We start from the raw sequence: 18653 nt of genomic DNA on the forward strand, positions 1-18653 counted from the left end.
CCATCGTAGGGAGGACGACGGGCCGCCCGCCGGGGTTCGGCGCAGGTCGCCGACCCGGCGGCGGACCCTCCGGCGGCCGCGCTCGCTAGGCTGCCCGACGTGGCGGACGAGGTGCGTGAGGTCGAGCCCGGCGGGTGGCGGTCCGCCGTCGCCGCAGCCCGGGACGAGGGCCACACCTTCTTCGACTGGCTGAGCGCCGTCGACCGCCTCCACGACGAGACCGCCCCGGGGTTCGATGTCCTCTGCCACCTCCTCGACGTCTCGACCCCCGGCGCGCTGCGCGGGGTGCTGCTGCGCACCCGTGTCGCCGACGGCGAGCCGGTCCAGTCGCTCACCCCGGTGTTCGCCGGCGCCGCGTGGCACGAGCGCGAGACGCACGAGATGTTCGGCATCGACGTCGAGGGCTTCGACGACGGCACGGACCTCGGCCTGCGCCCCCTCCTGCTGCCCGACGGCTTCGAGGGCACGCCGCTGCGCAAGTCCTTCCAGCTCGCCGCCCGCGCGAGCCGGCCCTGGCCCGGCGGCAAGGAGCCGGGCGAGGGCCACGACAGCGCGCGCTCGCCGAGCCGCCGCCGCGTCCAGGCCCCGGGCGTCCCGCCGCCGGAGTGGGGTCCGCGATGACTCTCCTCGAGGCCACGCTGCGCGCGGTCGCGGCGCTCGCGGCCTTCCTCGTCCTGCCGCTGCTCGTCGGGCAGGCCGAGCACAAGGTGATGGCGCACATGCAGGGCCGGCTCGGCCCGATGTACGCCGGCGGCTTCCACGGCTGGGCGCAGCTCGTCGCCGACGGCGTGAAGTTCGTCCAGAAGGAGGACATCACGCCGCGGGCGGCCGACCGCTGGGTCTTCCGGCTCGCCCCGGCCGTCGCGCTCGTGCCCTACCTCGTCGCGCTCGCGCTCGTCCCCGTGCACCCCGGCGTCGCCGCGGTCGACGTCCCGGGCTCGCTCGTCCTCGTCCTCGCCGCGACCTCGGTCGGCGCCCTCGGCACGCTGATGGCGGGCTGGTCGAGCGCCAACAAGTACTCGCTCATCGGCGGCCTGCGCGCCGCCGCCCAGCTCGTCTCGTACGAGCTGCCCATCGTCCTCGCCCTCGCGTCGGTGGCCCTGGCCGGAGGGTCGCTCTCGCTGGCCGTCCTCACCGAGCGCTGGAGCCCGCTCTGGCTGCTCTGGCAGCTGCCCGGCGCCGTCGTCTTCCTCGTCGCCGCCGTCGCCGAGCTGCAGCGCCCGCCGTTCGACATGCCGGTCGCCGACGCCGAGCTCGTCATGGGCGCGTGGACCGAGTACACCGGCCTGCGCTTCGCCTTCTTCCTCCTGTCCGAGTACGCGGGCATCGTCGTCATGTCGCTGCTCTTCGCGACGCTCTGGCTGGGCGGCTGGCACGGCCCGCTCCCCGACGCGCTCGGCTGGCTCTGGACACTGCTCAAGGGGTTCGTCGTGGCGCTGCTCGTCATCTGGGTACGGGTCGCGTGGCCGCGCCTGCGCGAGGACCAGCTGCAGCGGCTGGCCTGGCTGTGGCTCGTGCCGCTGGCCCTCGGGCAGCTGCTGCTCACCGGCGTGGGGGTGGTGCTCGGATGGTGACCGCCGACGACCGCGGACGGACCGGTGGGCTGCCGGGCGTCCTGAAGGGGCTCGCGACGACCGCCCGGACGGCGTTGCGTCCCACCCACACCGCGGAGTACCCCGACGTCGCGCCGAGCCTGCCGCCGCGCAGCCGCGGGGTCATCGCGCTGCTCGAGGAGAACTGCACCTCGTGCATGCTCTGCGCCCGTGAGTGCCCTGACTGGTGCATCTTCATCGACTCGCACAAGGAGACGATCCCGGCCCCGACGCCGGGCGGGCGCGAGCGCCAGCGCAACGTCCTCGACCGGTTCGCCATCGACTTCTCGCTGTGCATGTACTGCGGCATCTGCATCGAGGTCTGCCCGTTCGACGCGCTGCACTGGAGCCCGCAGTTCGAGTACGCCGAGACCGACATCCGCGACCTGCTCCACGAGAAGGAGCGGCTCGGCGCGTGGATGCCCACCGTCCCGCCGCCGCCGGCGCTCGACGAGCGCTCGGCCGAGCCGGCCGAGGTCGCCGCCGCCAACCGGCCCGCCCGCGGCACCGGCCTCGTCGGCGGGGGAGCGGCCCGCCCGCCGCGGACCGTCCGCCCGAAGGTCGTCCGCGAGCAGCCCTCCACCCCACCGCAGGACGACCCGTGACCGCGCTCGACACCGCGTTCGCCGCGAGCGGTGTGCTCGCCGTGCTCGGCGGCCTCTTCGCCGTCACGACGCGCCACGTCGTCCACGCCGCGCTGTGGCTCGTCGTCGCGCTCCTCGGGGTCGCGGGGTCGCTGCTCGTGCTCGGCGCCGAGCTCGTCGCGCTCGTGCTGGTCCTGGTCTACGTCGGCGCGGTCGTCGTCCTCGTCCTCTTCGCCCTGATGCTCACCCGTGCCCCCATCGGCCCCGACGTCGCCCACGCGGTCGGCCCGTGGCGGGCGGCCGGCGCCGGGCTGCTCGGCCTCGCGACCGCGGGGCTGCTCGCCACCGCGCTCGTCCCGCTCGCCGACGGCACGGTCGAGCGCGCCGACGTGACGACGACCCAGGTCGCCGGGCAGCTGTTCGGCACGTGGGTGTGGCCCTTCGAGCTGCTCTCGCTGCTGCTGCTCGCCGCGCTCGTCGGGGCGCTCGCGGTCGCGCGGGGCGACCGCGCCGTCGACGGGGCCACGGCGCCGTGATCCACCTGGTCGGCCCGTACCTCCTGGCCGCCGCGCTCGTCGGGCTCGGTGTCGCCGGGATCGCGGTGCGCCGCAACGCCGTCCTCCTCCTGGTCGGCGTCGAGCTCGTCCTCTCCGGAGGGCTCGTCCTCCTCGTCGCGACGCAGGCCGCCGGCGCCGACCGCTGGGCCGCGGGCAGCGTCCTGCCGCTGTTCACCATCACCATCGCCGCCGCCGAGGTGGTCGTCGCCCTGGCCGTCGTGCTCGCGGTCTTCCGGCAGCGCGGCAGCATCGACCTCGACCGGCGCAGCGAGCCGGAGGACGCCCCGTGACCCCCTGGCTCCTCGTCCTCCCGACGGTGCTCGCCGCCGGGCTCGGCGTCGCCGTCCGCCGCGACGACCGCTGGGCCGGCGCGCTCGCCGTCACCGGCACCGGCGTGACCCTCCTGCTCGCCCTCGTCGCGTGGATCTCGCAGTCCGGCACCGTCGTCGGTCACCTGCCCTCGCTCCCGCTCGGCGACCTCCAGGTGCCGCTGACCCTCGCGACCGACCCCGTGCGCCTCGCCGTCGCGGCCGTCGTCGCGCTCGTCGCGACCGCGGTGCAGGCGTACTCGACGTGGTATCTCGCCGCCGACGACCGCTACGGCCAGTTCGCCGCCACCGTCAGCCTCTTCACCGCGGCGATGCTCCTCGTCGTCGTCTCGTCCGACCTCGTCCTCACCGTCGTCGGCTGGGAGGTCATGGGCTGGTGCTCCTACCTCCTCATCGGCCACTGGTCGCGCCGCCCGGCCGCCCGCCGCGCCGCGCTCAAGGCGTTCCTCGTGACGCGGGTGGCCGACATCGGCTTCGTGCTCGGCCTCGTCGGTCTCGCCGCCGGGGCCCGCTCCACCGACCTCGGCGCCGTGGTCCGCGCCTGGGACCGGCCCACGGCCTGCATCGACGCGGCCGTCGCGAGCGGCTCGAGCCTCGGCGACGCCCTCGGGGCCTGCGGCGCCCCGGACGCCACGCTGCGAGCGGTCCTTCTCGTCCTCGTCGTCATCGGGGTCCTCGGCAAGTCGGCGCAGGTCCCCTTCCAGGACTGGCTCGCCGACGCGATGGAGGGTCCGACCCCGGCGAGCGCGCTCATCCACGCCGCGACGATGGTCGCCGCCGGCACGGTCGTCCTCGCCGGGCTCTTCCCGCTCCTCGCCGACAGCCCGAGCGCCCGGTGGGTGCTCGGCCTGGCCGCCTCCGTGACGATGCTGCTCGCCGCCGTCCTCGCCTTCGCGCAGAGCGACCTCAAGCGGATGCTCGCGTGGTCGACGGTCAGCCAGGTCGCCATCATGCTGGGGGCCGTCGCCGCCGCGCCCGGTGCGGCCGGGCCGGACGCCGGTCTGCTGCACCTGTGGTCGCACGCGCTCTTCAAGTCGCTGCTCTTCCTCGCCGTCGGCTGGGCCGCGGTCGCCGCCGGGGGGACGGCCGCGACCGCGTTGCGCGGCAGCGCCGCCGCCGCGCCGGTGCTGCGCGCGGCGTTCCTCGTCGGCTTCCTGTCGCTCGCCGGGGTGCCGCTCGTCGTCGGCGGCGTCTCGAAGGAGCACGTCCTCGCGACCGCCTGGGACGGCGCCGTCGCGGGCGACGGCCCGGGCATCGTGGTGCTCGTCGTCCTCGTCCTCACCTCCGCCGTCACCGCCGCGTACTCGACCCGCGGCTACCTCGTGCTCACCGCGCACGTGCGCCAGCGGCCCACCGCCGGTGGGGTGACGCCGGCCGCGTCGGCCGTGCTGTGGGTGCTCACGGTGCTCGTCGTCTTCGGCGGGCTCGTCCTGCTCACCGGCACGTTCGCCGTCGGCGAGGTCTCGCTGCTGTGGCTGCTGCTCACCGTCCTCGTCGTCGGCCTCGGCGTCGCCGTCGCCCTGCGCGGCGGCTTCGACCGCGACCCCGCCGAGGTCCTCGCCGGCCGGCTCACCCCGCACGCCGACCGCGGCCTCGGCGTCGACGCCGTGTACCGGCGCCTCGTCGCGCGCCCCGTCGTCCGCCTCGCCCGGGTCGTCGCCTTCCTCGACACCGAGGTCGTCGACGCCTACGTGCGCGGCACGGCCGTCGCCACGCGGGCCGCCGGCTGGACCGGGGTGCGCCTGCACCGTGGCGAGCGGCCGAGCGCCGGCGTCGGGCTGGTCCTGGCGGCGGTCGTCGTCCTCGGCCTCGTGGGGGTCCTCGCGTGGTCGTGAGCCTGCTCCTCGCGCTCCCCGCCGCGGTCGGCCTCTGGCTGGTCAGCGGCGGGCGTGCGCTGCCCGTGCGACCGGCACGGCTGCTCGCGGCGTCGACCGCCGGCCTCACGCTCGCCCTCGCCGTCCTCGTCGCCGTCACCCGCCCGGGGGTCGACCGCGCCTGGCTGCCCGAGCTCGGGGTCCGGTGGTCCTTCGGCGTCGACGGCATCTCGGTGCCGCTCGTGCTGCTCACCGCCCTCATGGGCGTCGTCGTCACCGCGCACGCCTGGGTCGAGGTGCCGCGCGGCGGCACCCCGGCGACCTTCCTGGGCTGCCTGCTGCTCGTCGAGGCCGGGGCGCTCGCGACGTTCACCGCCCGCGACGCCGTCCTCTTCCTCGTCGCCTTCGAGGTCGTCCTCGTCCCGATGTGGGTGCTCGTGGGCCGCTACGGCGACGCCCGCGACCCGCGCGCCCGCACCGAGGCCGCGCAGCGCTTCGTCCTCTACACCGCGGTGGGGTCGACGACGATGCTCGTCGGCATCCTCCTGCTCGTCGTCTCGGCCGGGACCGCGGACCTGCGCGAGCTCGCCGGCGGGGCCGGTGCGGCGCTCGCGCCGGGTACCCAGCTGGCCGTCGCCGCCCTGCTCGTCGCCGGGCTGGCCGTCAAGGTCCCCGTCTTCCCGCTGCACACGTGGCTGCCGCCGGCGCACACGACGGCCCCGACCGCCGGGTCGGTCCTGCTCGCGGCCGTGCTGCTCAAGATGGGCACCTACGGCCTGGTCCGGCTGCCCGTCGCCACCGTGCCCGACGGGTTCGGCCGGCTCGCGCCGGTGCTCGCCGTCGCCGGCGCGGTCGGCATCGTCTGGGGCGGGCTCGTCTGCCTCGTCGAGCGCGACCTCAAGCGGCTCGTCGCGTACTCGTCGGTCGCGCACATGGGCTTCGTCGTCCTCGCGCTGGCCAGCGGGTCGCAGACCGGGCTGCAGGCCGCGCTCTACGCCAACATCGCGCACGGCGTCGTCTCGGCGCTGCTCTTCGTGCTCGTCGGCGGCCTCAAGCACCGATGGGGGAGCGTCGACCTCACGGTCCGCCGGCCCGCCCTGCGCGAGACCTCGCCCCGGCTCGGGTTCGTCCTCCTCCTCGGTCTCGCCGCGAGCCTCGGCCTGCCGGGCCTCGCGGGCTTCTGGGGTGAGCTCCTCGCGATCTACGCGGCCTGGCGGCCGGCGGATGACCGCCCCGGTGCCGTCCTCCTCACGTGCGCCGTCGTCGCCGCGGTCGGCGCTGCGCTCGCGGCGGCCTACGCCCTGCGCGTCGCCGGCCTCGTGTGGTCCGGCGACCGACCCGACCCCGAGTCGCCCGCGACCCCCGACACCGTCGGCGTCGAGCGCTGGGTGCTGGGCGGCCTCTCCGCGCTCGTCGTCCTCCTCGGGGTCGCCCCGATGCTCCTGCTGTCGGTGACGCACGACGCCGTCGCCGCACTCGGGGGTGCGCGATGACCGCGCTCGTGTCCGTCGACGCCCTCGTCCTCGCCCCGGCGCTGGCTCCCGTCCTCGGGGTCGTCCTCGTCCTCTTCGGCGACGCGGTGCGACCCGGGCGCTCGCGGTGGGCGCTGCCGCTGGCGGGGGTCGTTCTGGTCGCCGGTGCGCTGGTCGCGCTGCGCGGCAGCCTCGGCTCCGAGCTCGAGCCCCTGCGCACCCTCTGCCTCCCGGCGCCCGACGGTGCCTGCCTCTGGACGGCCGGCCCGCGCACCTCGACGCTCCAGGCCGCGGTCCTCCTCGCCTCGGCGGCCGCCCTCGCCCTGCTGCACGACGGCCGGTCCGGCCGGCGCGACACCGCCGTCACCGCCACCCTGCTCCTGGCGTCCGCGACGGGCGGGGTCGCCGTCGCCGCCGCCCGCGACCTCGGGTCGTGGCTCGTCGCGCTCGAGCTCGCCACCGTCCCCGTCGTCGCGCTCGTCGCGCTGCGCGGCACCCGGTCCGCCGCGCACGGCGCGCTGAGTTTGCTCGTCACGTCCCTCGCGTCGTTCGCGCTGCTCGTCCTCGGGGCGGCCCTCTGGCTCACCGCGACCGCCGACGCGACGTTCTCGTCCGAGGCGGTCGCCGCCGCGTGGGCCGACCCCGACCGCCGGCGCGTCCTCGTCCTCGCCGTGACCCTGCTCGTCGCCGGGCTCGGCTTCAAGCTCTCTCTCGTGCCGTTCCACGCGTGGACCCCCCCGGCCTACGCCGCCGCCGACCTCGGCACCACCCTGTTCCTCGCCGCGGCCTCCAAGGTCTCGGCCGTGGCGGCGCTCCTCGTCGTCGTGTCCGCCCTCGTCGGGGCGGCGCCGGGGCCGGCCCTCGCCGTCCTGCTCGGCCTGCCCGCCGTCGCGTCGCTCCTGCTCGGCACCGTCGTCGCCCTGCGCCAGGACGACCCGGTCCGCCTGCTCGCGTGGTCGACGATCGCGCAGGCCGGATGGGTCGTCGTGCCGCTGACGGCGGTCTCGGCGGCCGGCCTGCGGGCCGCGGCCGCGTACGTCGTCACCTACGCCGCGGCGACGACCGTGGCCTTCGCCGTCGTCGCCCGCACCGGCGCCCGGACGCTGGCCGGGACCCGCGGGCTGCTGCGCCGCGACCCGCTCGCCGGAGGCGCCCTCGGCCTGGCCCTGCTCGTCCTCGCCGGGCTGCCGCCGGGCGTCATCGGGCTCGTCGTCAAGGTCCTCGCGCTGTCGGCGCCGGTCGCGGCAGGGGTCTGGCCGGTGGCCGCGGCGGGCGTCGTCGCCGTCGTCCTCGGGCTCGCGGTGTACCTGCGATGGGTCGCCGTCCTCCTGGCCCGTCCGGAGCCCGCCGATGGCCCGGGCGAGGAGGCCGGCGACACCGCGCACGGCCGCTCGACGCGCGTGGTCGTCGTCGCCGGCACCGTGGTCCTCGTGCTGGTCAGCGCCCTGCCGCAGCTCCTCGTCGGCGGCCTGTCCTGACGTCGACGGCCCGGAACTGAAACGCGGGCCGCGGGCGTTCACCCCACATGCACAACCACTTCAACGGCCTCAAGACCGCCGGGCTGCTCGGCGGGCTCTGGGCCATCCTGCTCGTCATCGGGTTCGCCGTCGCGCAGGGCACGGGGAGCAGCATCTTCATCCTCGTCTTCGCCCTCATCGGCCTCGGGACCACGGCGTACGGCTACTGGAACTCCGACAAGCTCGCCATCAAGGCCATGCGTGCCTACCCGGTCACCGAGGCGCAGGCCCCCGCGATGTACCGGATCGTCCGCGAGCTCTCCACCCGCGCCGGCAAGCCGATGCCGCGCCTGTACATCTCGCCGACGCAGGCCCCCAACGCCTTCGCGACCGGTCGCAACCCCGAGAACGCCGCCGTCTGCTGCACCGAGGGCATCCTCGGCCTGCTCGACGAGCGCGAGCTGCGCGGGGTGCTCGGGCACGAGCTGATGCACGTCTACAACCGCGACATCCTCACCGGCTCGGTCGCGGCCGCCATCGCCGGGGTCATCTCCTCGATCGGCCAGTTCCTCACCTTCAGCGCGCTGTTCGGTGGCAGCAACGACGAGGACCGCAACCCCATCGCCGGCCTCGCGCTCGCGCTGCTCGCCCCCATCGCAGCCGTCTTCGTGCAGATGGCCATCTCGCGCACCCGCGAGTACGACGCCGACGAGGACGGCGCCGCCCTGACCGGCGACCCGCTCGCCCTCGCGAGCGCCCTGCGCAAGCTCGAGCTCGGCGTCGCCCGCGCGCCGCTCGCACCGACCTCGCAGCTGGTCAACGCCAGCCACATGATGATCGCGAACCCGTTCCGCGCCCAGGACGTCAGCCGGATGATGTCGACCCACCCGCCGATGGCCGAGCGCATCGCCCGCCTCGAGCAGATGGCCTACGGCCACCGCATCGACCCGCGCTGACCCCGCCGCTGCTCAGGCCGGCGGGACGACGAGGCGCATCACCGTGTTGCGCTGCCCCTTCGGCCGCTCGAGCTCGAAGCCGACGCGCTCGAACATCGAGCGCGTCGTGGCGTAGAGGAACGAGGAGCTGACCTTCTTCGTCGCGCCGGTCAGGTCGTGCGGGTAGCCCTCGAGCACACCGCCGCCGGCCTGCGCGACGAGGTCGACGACGCCCCGCAGCGCGACCTCCGCGACGCCCTGCCGGCGGTAGCGGCGGTCGACGAAGAAGCACGTGACCCGGTAGTCGGGCGGGCTGACGAGCCCCTCCTCGTACTCCTTGCGGTGGTGGATGTTCGGCAGCTCGGCCGGCGGGCCGTACTGGGCCCAGGCGACCGCCTCGTCACCGTCGAGCACCACGGCGGCGTGCGCGCGGTCCTCGGCGACCAGCCGCGCCTTGAGCGCGTGGTTGTCGTCGGCGTCCTTGGTCTTCTCGGCGGCCATCGTGTGGAACCACGTGCACCAGCAGCCGCCGAACACGCCACCGTGGCGGGCCACGAGCGCCTCCCACGCCGGCCAGGTGTCGGGGCCGAGCGGGCGGACCGTGAGGCGTGAGGTGTCGACGTCGACCATGGGCGCCACGGTAGGTGCGAGACCGGACGGAACGCGTCCGGTTGTCCTCGGGAGCGCGTCAGGTGCCGGGCAGGCCGGCCGCGGAGTCGTCGTAGTACTGGCGGTTGCGCAGCCCGGCGGCGGCCGCCTCGTCGAGGCAGACGACGGTGTCGGGGTGCCACTGGAGGACCGACGCCGGCACGGACGCGGTGAGCGGCCCCTCGAGCGCCGCCGCCACCGCCTCGGCCTTGGCGTCCCCGGTCGCGACGAGCACGAGGCGCCGCGCGGCGAGGATGGTGCCGAGGCCCTGGGTCAGGCAGTGGGTCGGCACGTCGTCGAGGCCGGTGAAGAAGCGGGCGTTGTCGCGGCGGGTGCGGGCCGAGAGGCGCTTGACGCGGGTGCGCGACGCGAGCGCGGAGCCCGGCTCGTTGAACCCGAGGTGCCCGTTGGCGCCGATGCCGAGGACCTGGACGTCGACCCCGCCGAGCTCGGCGATGCGCGCCTCGTACGCGGCGGCCGCGGCCTCGAGCGCGTCGGCGTCGGTGGCCGATCCGTCGGGCACCTCGAGCCGCTCGGGCGCCAGCCCGATGACCCCGCACACCTCGCGCAGCAGCACCTGGCGGTAGCCCTCCGGGTGTCCTGGCGGCAGCCCCACGTACTCGTCGAGCGCGACGCCGTAGGTGCTCGAGAAGTCCGCGCGCCCCTCGGCGACGGCGCGGCCCAGCTCGCGGTAGAGGCCGAGCGGCGAGGAGCCGGTCGCGAGGCCGAGGACCGACGCGTGGCCACCGGGGCGTCGCAGCCCGGCGAGCACCACCTCGGCGGCGCGGGACGCGGTGTCGTCGGGTCCGGGGCTGACGAGGATCTCCATCACGGCCAGCCTAGGGGCTGCCGGTCGGGACGCGCGGGGCCGGCGCCCCGAGGGTCGTGAGCAGCGCCCGCGCGAGCACCGGCGAGGCGCCCCAGGTCACGACGTCGACGGCCGCGCGCGGCCACCCGCACTCGACGAGGACGACCCGGTGCCCCCGCGCCCGGAGCCGGTCGGCGACGGTGCGCGCGGGATGCTCGGCGTCGACCGAGCGGCCGACGACGGCCACCCGCGCACCGGCCGGCACCTCGTCCTCGGCGACCGCAGCGCCGAGCGCGGCCGGGCCCCACGCGACCGCGCCGACCGCGAGGTTGCTCCCGCTCGCCACCTGGACGACGGCGAGCGGGGCGGAGTCGGCCGCGAAGGCGCGTGCGTCGGTGGAGAGGGTGAGGGCGGGCGCGACCGCCTCGACGGGCGGCAGCTCCGGCGGTGACGCGGGGGGAGCCGGGGTCGCCCACCGGTCGGCGAGCGCACGCACACGGGTGGCCGCCTCGGCGAGCCGCGCGGCGGGCAGCCGGCCGTCCGCAACCGCCGTGGTCACCGCGTCGCGCACCGCGTCGAAGAGCTCCGGGCCGGTGGCCGACCCGAGGCAGAGCAGGTCGACGCCGGCGGCGAGCGCACGCACCGCGGCCTCCGGGATGCCGGTCCCGGCGCTGGCCCCCGCCATGTCGAGGGCGTCGCTGACGACCACGCCGTCGAAGCCGAGCTCGTCGCGCAGCACGCACAGGACGGTGGGCGAGAACGTCGCCGGATGGTCCGCGTCGAGGGCCGGCACGACGATGTGCGACGTCATGACGCACGCGACGCCGGCCGCGACCGCCGCCCGGAACGGGACGAGCTCGCGCTCACGGAGCACCTCCGGCGACGCGTCGACGCGCGGCAGGTCGTGGTGCGAGTCGGCCACGGTGTCGCCGTGGCCCGGGAAGTGCTTGGCGCAGGCGGCGATCCCCGTGCCCTGCAGCCCTTCCACCCAGGCGGCGGTGTGGCGCCCCACCGCCACGGGGTCGTCGCCGAAGGAGCGCACGCCGATGACGGGGTTGCGCGGCGAGGAGTTGACGTCGACGACGGGGGCGAGGTCCAGCCCGATGCCGAGGGCGGCGAGCTCGGCGCCGATGCCGGCCGCCGCGCGGCGGGTGAGGGCGGGATCGTCGAGCCGTCCGAGCACCGCGTTGCCGACGGACGTCGAGCCACCGGGGTAGTGCAGACGGGTGACGTCCCCGCCCTCCTCGTCGGCGGCGACGAGGACACCCGGCAGGTCGCGGCGCAGCGCTGCGCACACCTCGGCGACGCCGCCGGCCGGCCCGACGTTGTCGCCGTAGAGGCAGACCGACGCGAGCCCCTCGGCGTGCGCCGAGCGCACCCACGGCGGGACGTCGGTGCCGACGAACCCCGGCTGGAGGACGGCGGTGACGTCGCGGCGCACGCTCATCCCTTGACCGCCCCGCCGACGAGCCCGCTGCTCATCCGGCCCTGGACGACGAGGAAGAAGACGATGACGGGCACGGCGACGAGGGTCGAGGCCGCCATCACCTGGCCCCAGTCCGTCTCGCGGCTGGCGCTGGCCTGGACGAAGCCCCGCAGCCACAGCGGCAGCGTCCGCGACTGCTCCTCGGTCATGACGACGAGGGCGACGGTGAACTCGTTCCACGCCTGGAGGAAGGCGTACACGCCGGACGCGACGAGCCCGGGGGCCAGCAGCGGGAACGTGATCCGCAGGAAGGCCTGCGTGCGCGAGAGGCCGTCGACCATCGCGGCCTCCTCGAGCTCGGCGGGGACGCCCGCGACGAACCCGCGCAGCATCCAGATGGTGAAGGGCACGACCGCCGCCGTGTAGAGGACCGCCAGGGCCAGCGAGCGGTTGAGCAGGCCGAGCGAGCTCATCATCTTGTACTGCGCGATGAAGAGCCCCTCGGCCGGCAGCATCTGGATGAGGAGGAGCGCGAGGACGAACGACGTCCGTCCCCGGAAGCGGAAGCGGCTCACCGCGAGCGCCCCGAGGAACGCCACCGACAGCGCGCCGACGACGGTCGTCAGCGTGACGACGAGCGAGACGCTCAGGGCCCGCACGAAGGCGGGGTCGCCGACGACGACGGCGAAGTTGTCGAAGGAGCCGCCGAACGGCAGGAACGTCGGTGTCGTGGACTGCAGCACGACGTTCGGCAGGAAGGCGGAGTTGAGCATCCAGTAGACCGGGAACGCCCAGACCGCCGACACGGCGAGGCCGAGGACGGTGAGCAGCACCCTCGAGGTGCGGGAGCGGCGCATCAGGACTCCTGGGACGTGAGCGAGCGGACGTAGGGCCAGCTGAGCGCCAGGGTGAGGGCGAGGACGAGGACGCTCACCGCGCTCGCCGTGCCGAAGTCGCCCTTGCCGGTGCCGAGCTGGTAGACGTACGTGCCGAGCAGGTTGGTCTCGTTGGCCACCGACCCGGCGTCCTGGAGCAGGCGGACCTGCGTGAACACGCGCAGGTCCCAGATGACCTGCAGCAGGAGGACGATCGAGAGCACCGGCGCGATGAGCGGTGCGTAGATGAACCGCAGCCGCTGGAGGCCGCCGGCGCCGTCGAGCATCGATGCCTCGACGACCTCGGTCCCGACCTGGGTCAGACCCGCGTAGATGCTCAGCGCCACGAATGGCACGCTCATCCACACGACGACGAGCGACGCGACGACGAAGAACGACCACGGCTCGGCCAGCCAGTTGTGCCCCGCCGCGCCCTCGACCCCCACCCGCACGAGCAGCCAGTTGAGGAGGCCGCGCCGCCAGTCCACGAGCCAGATCCACACCGTCATCGCGGCCACGACCGGCATCGCCCACGCGAGCAGCAGCGAGACCTGGAGCACGAGGCGTGGCCAGCGGTCGAGCGCGTTCATGAGGACGGCCACGGCGCCGCCGACGAGGACGGTGAAGAACGCGGTGACGAGGCAGAACGCGACCGACCGCAGCACCACCGCCCACAGCGCGGGGTCGGTGACGAGCGCGGCGTAGTTGTCGAGGCCGACCCACTCCGGCGGCGCCCCGAACTGCTGGGCCAGACCGAACTTCCGCAGGCTCGTGACGAGCTGCCAGCCGATCGGGTAGCCGAGCGCCGCCACGAGCAGGACGACGGTCGGCAGGACGAGGAGCAGGGGCAGCCGCTGCGTCCGGCGGCGCGGCGCGGGCGCGGGGGCAGGGGCGGCGGGGGCGACGGCCACGGGGTCTCCGGAGGCCTGCCCGGGGGGCGCGGGGGCGGTGGTCCGCGACGTCATCTGGGTCCTTCGGGAGGGGTGCTCCCCGGCGCCGGACAGGGGCGCCGGGGAGCGGGGAGGGGGTCAGGACAGGTTGAGCATCGGCGTGATCTTGGCGTCGTACTGCGCCGCCAGCCCGGCGAGGTCGTCGGTGTCGCGGATCTTGCCGAAGAACTCCTCGAGCACCTGGGCGGACTCGACGGCGGCCCAGCCGGGAGCGGCGGGGGTGAGCTTCGAGTTGGACGCCGAGTCGACGAGGGCCTTCGCGAACTCGTCGTCGCCGAGGGAGGAGACGTAGTCCGCGTTGGCCGGTCCGAGGCCGGCCTTGCCGAGCATCTGCTGGTACTCCGGCGAGAACACGATGCGCAGGAGCTCCTTGGACAGGGCCGGGTTCGGCGTCTTGGCCGAGATGGCGATGTTCGAGCCGCCGGCGAACACCGGGGCCGGCTTGCCGTCGGTGCCCGGGAGCACGAAGACGCCGAACGTGTCGGGATCCCACTCGCGCACGTCCTTGCCGTCCTTCTTCGTCAGGTCACCGATCGACCCGTGCGCCCAGCCCGGCGCCATGATCGTCGCCGCGGCGAGCGAGGTCGTGCCGGCGGCCTGGCCGGAGTCGTCGAGGATGGTGTCGCTGTCGTTGATGTACAGCCACGGGGACTGGTCCTTGGCGTCGGCCGGCGCCTTGCTCGCAGCCCGCTGGATCTGCTGGAGCTGCTGGAGCCCGGTGAGGCTGGCGGGGTCGGAGAGCGTCGAGACCCACTTCCCGTTCTCCTTCTTCGCGAGGTCACCCCCGTTGGCGAAGATCCACGAGATGCCGTTGCGCCAGTCCTGCCCGCCGATGAAGAACCCCGAGAAGTTCGAGATGTCGTCCGGGTTCTCGCTCGCGATCTTCGCGACGTCCGCGTTGAAGTCGGCCAGCGTCGTCGGCACCTCGACGCCGGCCTTCTTCCAGACGTCCTTGCGGTAGAACATGTACCGCGAGCCGAAGTAGTAGGGCAGGGCGTACTTCTTGCCGTCGACCGAGCCGGCGTCGACGAAGCTCTGGAGCAGCTTGCTCCCGCCGAGCTCGTCGTACATGTCCGAGACGTCCATGAAGGCGCCGACGGTGGTGAAGGTCGGGCTCTGGGTGTTGCCGAGCTCGACGACGTCGGGGGTGTTGGCGGCGTCCGGGAGGGCGGTCGTCAGCTTGGTCACGAGGTCCGGCCAGGCCTGCTCCTCGATCTTCAGGGTCGCGCCGGTCCGGCTCTCGAAGGTGTCCGTGAGGTAGGTGCGCAGCTCGTCGGGGGTGTCGCCGCCGGCCAGCCACAGGGTGACCGTCTTGCCGGCGTTGTCGGCCGTGCTCGTCGCGGCCGGCTCGTCCGTCGACCCGCTGCTCGAGCAGGCCGAGAGGGCGAGGGCCGTGCTCGTCAGGACGACGAGGGGGAGGCGCCGGTTCATCTCGGGTTCCTTTCGTGGTGTGGAGGGGTCAGACGACCCCGAGGCGGTCCCAGAGGACCGAGGCCGCAGCGCCGCGCAGGACGATGTCCTCCGGGGTCGTGGCGAGGCGGACGGTGAGGGGGGTGTCGAGGCTCGGCAGCAGTCGGTCGGCGAGGCTGCGGGCGACGACGGGGACGAGCGGCTCGAGCAGCTCGGCGGGCCCGGCGAGCACGACCTCGGAGAGGTCGAGCGCGGCGACGAGCGGGGCGAGCGCGACGGCGAGGCGGTGCCCGCCGACCGAGGCGACGCCCTCGGCCGCGCCCGGGTCCTCGCCGGCGGCCAGGGCGGCGCGCAGGCGGGGGATGGACAGCCACGTCTCGAGGCAGCCCTCGCGGCCGCACGAGCAGCGCTCGCCGCCGTCGGTGCCGACGGTGACGTGCCCGATCTCCCCGGCGGCGTGGTGCGCGCCGCTGACGACGCGCCCCCCGCTCACGAGGCCGCAGCCGACACCCCGGCCGACCTGGACGAGGACCATGTCGTGGCTCTCGGGGGAAGCGCTGAGCTCGGCCTGGGTCGCCGCGACCGAGTCGTTGAGCACGAGGACGGGCAGGCCGGTGGCCTCGGCGACGAGGTCGCGCAGGCGGACGTCGGCCCAGCCGAGGTTGGGGGCGGTGCGCACGGTGCCGTCGGGGCCGACGAGGCCGGGCGTCCCCACCCCGACGCCGAGGACCGCGTCTGGGGTGGCGGCGAGCACCGTCCGGACGAGGTCGACGACGACGGCGGGGTCCAGCCCGCGACCCGAGCCCCGGTCCACGGCGGCCTCGCGGACCTCGCGGTGCAGGACGGCGCCGGTGACGTCGACGACCGCGGCCTGGAGGCGGGCCGGCACGGAGAGGTCGACGGCGAGCGTGAGCATGCCCGTGCGGTCGAGCTCGACGAGCGTCGCGGGCTTCCCGGGACGCCCCGGCTCGGCGGTCCCGGCGTCGCGCACCCGGCCCTCGGCCATCAGCTCGGCGACGAGGTCGGACATCGTCACCTTCGTGACGCCGACCTCGCGGGCCAGCTGGGCGCGGGAGGTCGGGCCGAGGCGGCGCAGCGTCTGGAGGACGAGCGACAGGTTCTGGCGTCGTCCGTCCGCGGGGAGGACGGCGGTCGTGCCGGTGCGACGGAGGCGGGTGCTCACGATCGGTTAGTAAAGTGTACTAACTAACATTGGTCAAGGGCTGTGACCGGATCGTGGCCGGCGCGCGTCCGTCGCCGGCGGCCGCCGGGGTGGGAGGCGACCGCGGCGTCTGGTTGGGTGGGCCCATGCCGTCCCTGACCCGCGACGAGGCCGTCGCCCGCGCCGCCCTGATCACCGTCGACGCCGTCGAGGTCGACCTCGACCTGGACCGCGGCGCCGAGGTCTTCGGCTCCCGCACCGTCCTGCGCTTCACGAGCGCCGACGCCGGCGGCTCGACGTTCGTCGACCTGCGCCCGGTCGAGCTCCACGGCGTGACGCTCAACGGCCGCGCCCTCGACCCCGCCGCGCTCGACGACGGCCGCCTCCCGCTCGACGGCCTGACCGCCGAGAACGTCCTCGAGGTCGAGGCGACGATGGCCTACGGTCACGACGGCCAGGGGCTGCACCGCTCCACCGACCCCGCCGACGACGAGGACTACGTCTACGGCCACCTCTTCCTCGACGCCGCGCCGCGCGTCTTCGCGTGCTTCGACCAGCCGGACCTCAAGGTCCCCTACACCGTGCACGTCACGACCCCGCAGCACTGGAGCGTCGTGGGCAACGGTGCGGCGCAGCAGGTCTCGGCCGGCCGCTGGGAGCTCGCGACGACGCAGCCGCTCGCCACGTACTTCGTCACCGTGTGCGCCGGCCCGTGGGAGTCGGTCACCGCCGAGCACGACGGCATCCCGCTCGGGCTGCACGCCCGTCGCTCGCTCGCCGGGCCGCTGCGCGAGCAGGCGGAGCAGATGTTCGCGACGACGCGCGCCTGCTTCGACCACTACCACCGCATGTTCGGCATCCGGTACCCCTTCGGCGAGTACCACCAGGTCTTCGTCCCGGAGTTCAACGCCGGCGCGATGGAGAACCCGGGCTGCGTGACGTTCCGCGACACCTACGTCTTCCGCGGCGCCGCGACCCCGGACCAGGTCCTCGAGCGCGACAACACGATCGCCCACGAGATGGCGCACATGTGGTTCGGCGACCTCGTGACGATGCGGTGGTGGGACGACCTGTGGCTCAACGAGTCCTTCGCCGAGTACATGGCCTACCGCGCGTCGACCGAGGCGCTCGGGGCCGACGAGGCGTGGGTCGAGTTCGCCGTCGTCCGCAAGCTCTGGGGCTACGCGGCCGAGCGCTCGCCGAGCACCCACCCCGTCGCGGGCTCGCCTGCGCCGGACGCGCTCTCGGCGCTGCAGAACTTCGACGGCATCTCGTACGCCAAGGGCGCGTCGGTGCTGCGCCAGCTCATCGCGCACATCGGCGACGACGCGTTCGTCGCGGGGGTCTCGGACTACCTGCGTGGTCACGCCTTCGGCAACGGCGAGCTCGCGGAGTTCCTCGACGCGATGGCCCGCGCCGCCGGCCGCGACCTCGACGGCTGGGCGCAGGCCTGGCTGCGCACCTCCGGTGCCGACCGGCTCGCCCTGCGTCGCGACGGCACCCTGACCCGGCGCGCCCCGGCGGACCGTCCGGCCGACCGGCCGCACACCCTCGACGTCGCGGCCTTCGACGGGGACCGCGAGGTCCTGCGCGCCGAGGTCGTCCTCGACGGCGACACGGCCGGCGTCGACGGCGTGCGCGAGCTGCCGGCGCACGCCCTCGTCGTCCCCAATGCCGCCGACCTCACGTGGGCCGAGGTCGCCCTCGACGAGGAGACGCTCGACGGCCTGCTCGGCGGGTTCTCCGACGTCCCCGACCCGCTCGCGCGCGCGGTCGTCTGGACCTCCCTCCTCGGGGGGATGGCCCGCGCCGAGGTCGACCCCCGGCTCGTCGTCGACCTCGTCGAGAGCGCCTGGCCGCGTGAGGACGACGCCTCGGTGCTCACCCGCGTCCCGCTCGCCGCGACGTCGTCGGTCATCCCGCTCTTCCTGCGCCCCGAGGAGCAGGCCGAGGCGCTCGAACGGGTCGCGCTCGCCGCCGACGTCCTCGCCGACCGGGCCGCCGCCACCGAGGGGCCGTCGGGGGACGCCCTGGCCCTCGTCGCCGCCCGCGTGTGGGGCCGCACCGGCTCCGACGTCGAGCGGCTGCAGCGGTGGGCCGCCGGCGAGGGGCTGCCGCCCGCGCTGACCGACGACGAGGACTTCCGCTGGATCGTCCTGCGCCGCCTCGCGGCCCTCGGTGCCCTCGACGACGCCGCCTTGGCCCGGGCGGAGGAGGGGGACCGCTCCCTCGCCGGCCGGCTGGCCGCGCTCGGCGTGCGGGCCGCGCGCCCGACCGCCGAGGCCAAGGAGTGGGCGTGGTCGCGGCTGGCCGACGACCCGGACCTGTCGAACTACGCCGCCCTCGAGCTCGCCCGCGGGTTCTGGGTCGGCGCCGACACCGAGCTCGTCCGGCCCTATGTCGACCGCGTCGGCGACCTCCTCGCGCGGATGGGCGAGCGGATGGGGGAGGACGCGCTGTCGCGGGTCGCCACCGCCCTGCACCCCAAGTGGGTCGTCGAGGACGCGACCCGCCGGGCCTCCGACGCGCTGCTGACCCGGCGCGACATCTCGCCCGGCGTCACCCGTGCGCTGCTCGACGAGGACCACGTGCTGCGCGAGGCGCTGGCGTCCCACCGCCGCTTCGCCTGAGGCC

General features: G+C 75.1%; 17 protein-coding genes. 10 read left to right on the forward strand and 7 right to left on the reverse strand.

Translation table 11 applies throughout. The features are described from left to right. The first annotated feature begins 99 nt into the window (after positions 1 to 99). From J3473_RS07385 to htpX, 9 genes are read left to right on the forward strand one after another with little or no spacing between them, the layout of a single operon-like run. Positions 100 to 621 carry an NADH-quinone oxidoreductase subunit C gene (locus tag J3473_RS07385; RefSeq protein WP_242525741.1) on the forward strand — a complete coding sequence of 174 codons (522 nt, stop codon included), beginning with the start codon at positions 100 to 102 and terminating at the stop codon, positions 619 to 621. After that, positions 618 to 1574: a complex I subunit 1 family protein gene (locus tag J3473_RS07390; protein WP_030526743.1), complete on the forward strand. Its 957-nt coding sequence runs from the start codon at positions 618 to 620 to the stop codon at positions 1572 to 1574. The genes J3473_RS07385 and J3473_RS07390 overlap by 4 nt, the downstream gene beginning before the upstream one ends. Continuing rightward, positions 1568 to 2197, forward strand: a complete 630-nt coding sequence (locus J3473_RS07395; protein ID WP_207022515.1) for an NADH-quinone oxidoreductase subunit I — start codon at positions 1568 to 1570, stop codon at positions 2195 to 2197. The genes J3473_RS07390 and J3473_RS07395 overlap by 7 nt, the downstream gene beginning before the upstream one ends. Next, positions 2194 to 2712 (forward strand): NADH-quinone oxidoreductase subunit J, encoded by a 519-nt coding sequence (locus tag J3473_RS07400; RefSeq protein ID WP_207022516.1) that lies wholly within the window; start codon positions 2194 to 2196, stop codon positions 2710 to 2712. Before J3473_RS07395 ends, J3473_RS07400 begins: the two co-directional genes overlap by 4 nt. Continuing rightward, positions 2709 to 3023, forward strand: coding sequence for an NADH-quinone oxidoreductase subunit NuoK (gene nuoK / locus J3473_RS07405; protein ID WP_207022517.1), 315 nt, complete (start codon positions 2709 to 2711; stop codon positions 3021 to 3023). The genes J3473_RS07400 and nuoK overlap by 4 nt, the downstream gene beginning before the upstream one ends. Beyond that, positions 3020 to 4897: an NADH-quinone oxidoreductase subunit L gene (locus J3473_RS07410; protein ID WP_207022518.1), complete on the forward strand. Its 1878-nt coding sequence runs from the start codon at positions 3020 to 3022 to the stop codon at positions 4895 to 4897. The genes nuoK and J3473_RS07410 overlap by 4 nt, the downstream gene beginning before the upstream one ends. Then, positions 4888 to 6369, forward strand: a complete 1482-nt coding sequence (locus J3473_RS07415) for a NuoM family protein (protein WP_207022519.1) — start codon at positions 4888 to 4890, stop codon at positions 6367 to 6369. Before J3473_RS07410 ends, J3473_RS07415 begins: the two co-directional genes overlap by 10 nt. Continuing rightward, positions 6366 to 7826, forward strand: coding sequence for a proton-conducting transporter membrane subunit (locus J3473_RS07420; protein WP_207022520.1), 1461 nt, complete (start codon positions 6366 to 6368; stop codon positions 7824 to 7826). Before J3473_RS07415 ends, J3473_RS07420 begins: the two co-directional genes overlap by 4 nt. A 47-nt stretch (positions 7827 to 7873) precedes the next feature. Further along, positions 7874 to 8761 (forward strand): zinc metalloprotease HtpX, encoded by an 888-nt coding sequence (gene htpX / locus J3473_RS07425; protein WP_030526750.1) that lies wholly within the window; start codon positions 7874 to 7876, stop codon positions 8759 to 8761. Positions 8762 to 8773: 12 nt separating this feature from the next. Here the strand turns inward: htpX and J3473_RS07430 are convergent, their stop codons facing one another. From J3473_RS07430 to J3473_RS07460, 7 genes are all read right to left on the reverse strand, one after another. Then, positions 8774 to 9370, reverse strand: coding sequence for a GNAT family N-acetyltransferase (locus tag J3473_RS07430; protein ID WP_207022521.1), 597 nt, complete (start codon positions 9368 to 9370; stop codon positions 8774 to 8776). 58 nt (positions 9371 to 9428) lie between these two features. Beyond that, positions 9429 to 10217: a glucosamine-6-phosphate deaminase gene (locus J3473_RS07435; protein WP_207022522.1), complete on the reverse strand. Its 789-nt coding sequence runs from the start codon at positions 10215 to 10217 to the stop codon at positions 9429 to 9431. 10 nt (positions 10218 to 10227) lie between these two features. Further along, positions 10228 to 11643, reverse strand: coding sequence for a glycoside hydrolase family 3 protein (locus tag J3473_RS07440; protein ID WP_207022523.1), 1416 nt, complete (start codon positions 11641 to 11643; stop codon positions 10228 to 10230). Continuing rightward, positions 11640 to 12479 (reverse strand): carbohydrate ABC transporter permease, encoded by an 840-nt coding sequence (locus tag J3473_RS07445; protein WP_207022524.1) that lies wholly within the window; start codon positions 12477 to 12479, stop codon positions 11640 to 11642. Before J3473_RS07445 ends, J3473_RS07440 begins: the two co-directional genes overlap by 4 nt. Continuing rightward, a complete protein-coding gene (locus J3473_RS07450; protein ID WP_207022525.1) occupies positions 12479 to 13462 on the reverse strand; it encodes a carbohydrate ABC transporter permease in 984 nt (327 codons plus the stop codon). Before J3473_RS07450 ends, J3473_RS07445 begins: the two co-directional genes overlap by 1 nt. A gap of 63 nt (positions 13463 to 13525) precedes the next feature. Further along, positions 13526 to 14878: an extracellular solute-binding protein gene (locus J3473_RS07455; protein ID WP_207022526.1), complete on the reverse strand. Its 1353-nt coding sequence runs from the start codon at positions 14876 to 14878 to the stop codon at positions 13526 to 13528. A gap of 28 nt (positions 14879 to 14906) precedes the next feature. After that, positions 14907 to 16040: an ROK family protein gene (locus J3473_RS07460; RefSeq protein ID WP_242525742.1), complete on the reverse strand. Its 1134-nt coding sequence runs from the start codon at positions 16038 to 16040 to the stop codon at positions 14907 to 14909. 125 nt (positions 16041 to 16165) lie between these two features. Between J3473_RS07460 and pepN the strand changes: the two genes are divergently transcribed. Continuing rightward, positions 16166 to 18649, forward strand: a complete 2484-nt coding sequence (pepN, locus tag J3473_RS07465; protein WP_207022527.1) for an aminopeptidase N — start codon at positions 16166 to 16168, stop codon at positions 18647 to 18649. Positions 18650 to 18653 lie beyond the last annotated feature (4 nt).

Source organism: Phycicoccus sp. DTK01, from assembly GCF_017312765.1.
GTDB classification, from domain to species: Bacteria; Actinomycetota; Actinomycetes; order Actinomycetales; family Dermatophilaceae; genus Phycicoccus; species Phycicoccus jejuensis.

What these genes read in the sequence shown, in the direction of transcription:
- J3473_RS07390 (WP_030526743.1), top strand. Translation starts at nt 618, where the DNA reads ATGACTCTCCTCGAGGCCACGCTGCGCGCGGTCGCGGCGCTCGCGGCC.
- J3473_RS07395 (WP_207022515.1), top strand. Translation starts at nt 1,568, where the DNA reads ATGGTGACCGCCGACGACCGCGGACGGACCGGTGGGCTGCCGGGCGTC.
- J3473_RS07420 (WP_207022520.1), top strand. Translation starts at nt 6,366, where the DNA reads ATGACCGCGCTCGTGTCCGTCGACGCCCTCGTCCTCGCCCCGGCGCTG.
- htpX (WP_030526750.1), top strand. Translation starts at nt 7,874, where the DNA reads ATGCACAACCACTTCAACGGCCTCAAGACCGCCGGGCTGCTCGGCGGG.
- J3473_RS07430 (WP_207022521.1), bottom strand. Translation starts at nt 9,370, where the DNA reads ATGGTCGACGTCGACACCTCACGCCTCACGGTCCGCCCGCTCGGCCCC.
- J3473_RS07435 (WP_207022522.1), bottom strand. Translation starts at nt 10,217, where the DNA reads ATGGAGATCCTCGTCAGCCCCGGACCCGACGACACCGCGTCCCGCGCC.
- J3473_RS07440 (WP_207022523.1), bottom strand. Translation starts at nt 11,643, where the DNA reads ATGAGCGTGCGCCGCGACGTCACCGCCGTCCTCCAGCCGGGGTTCGTC.
- J3473_RS07445 (WP_207022524.1), bottom strand. Translation starts at nt 12,479, where the DNA reads ATGCGCCGCTCCCGCACCTCGAGGGTGCTGCTCACCGTCCTCGGCCTC.
- J3473_RS07450 (WP_207022525.1), bottom strand. Translation starts at nt 13,462, where the DNA reads ATGACGTCGCGGACCACCGCCCCCGCGCCCCCCGGGCAGGCCTCCGGA.
- J3473_RS07455 (WP_207022526.1), bottom strand. Translation starts at nt 14,878, where the DNA reads ATGAACCGGCGCCTCCCCCTCGTCGTCCTGACGAGCACGGCCCTCGCC.
- pepN (WP_207022527.1), top strand. Translation starts at nt 16,166, where the DNA reads ATGCCGTCCCTGACCCGCGACGAGGCCGTCGCCCGCGCCGCCCTGATC.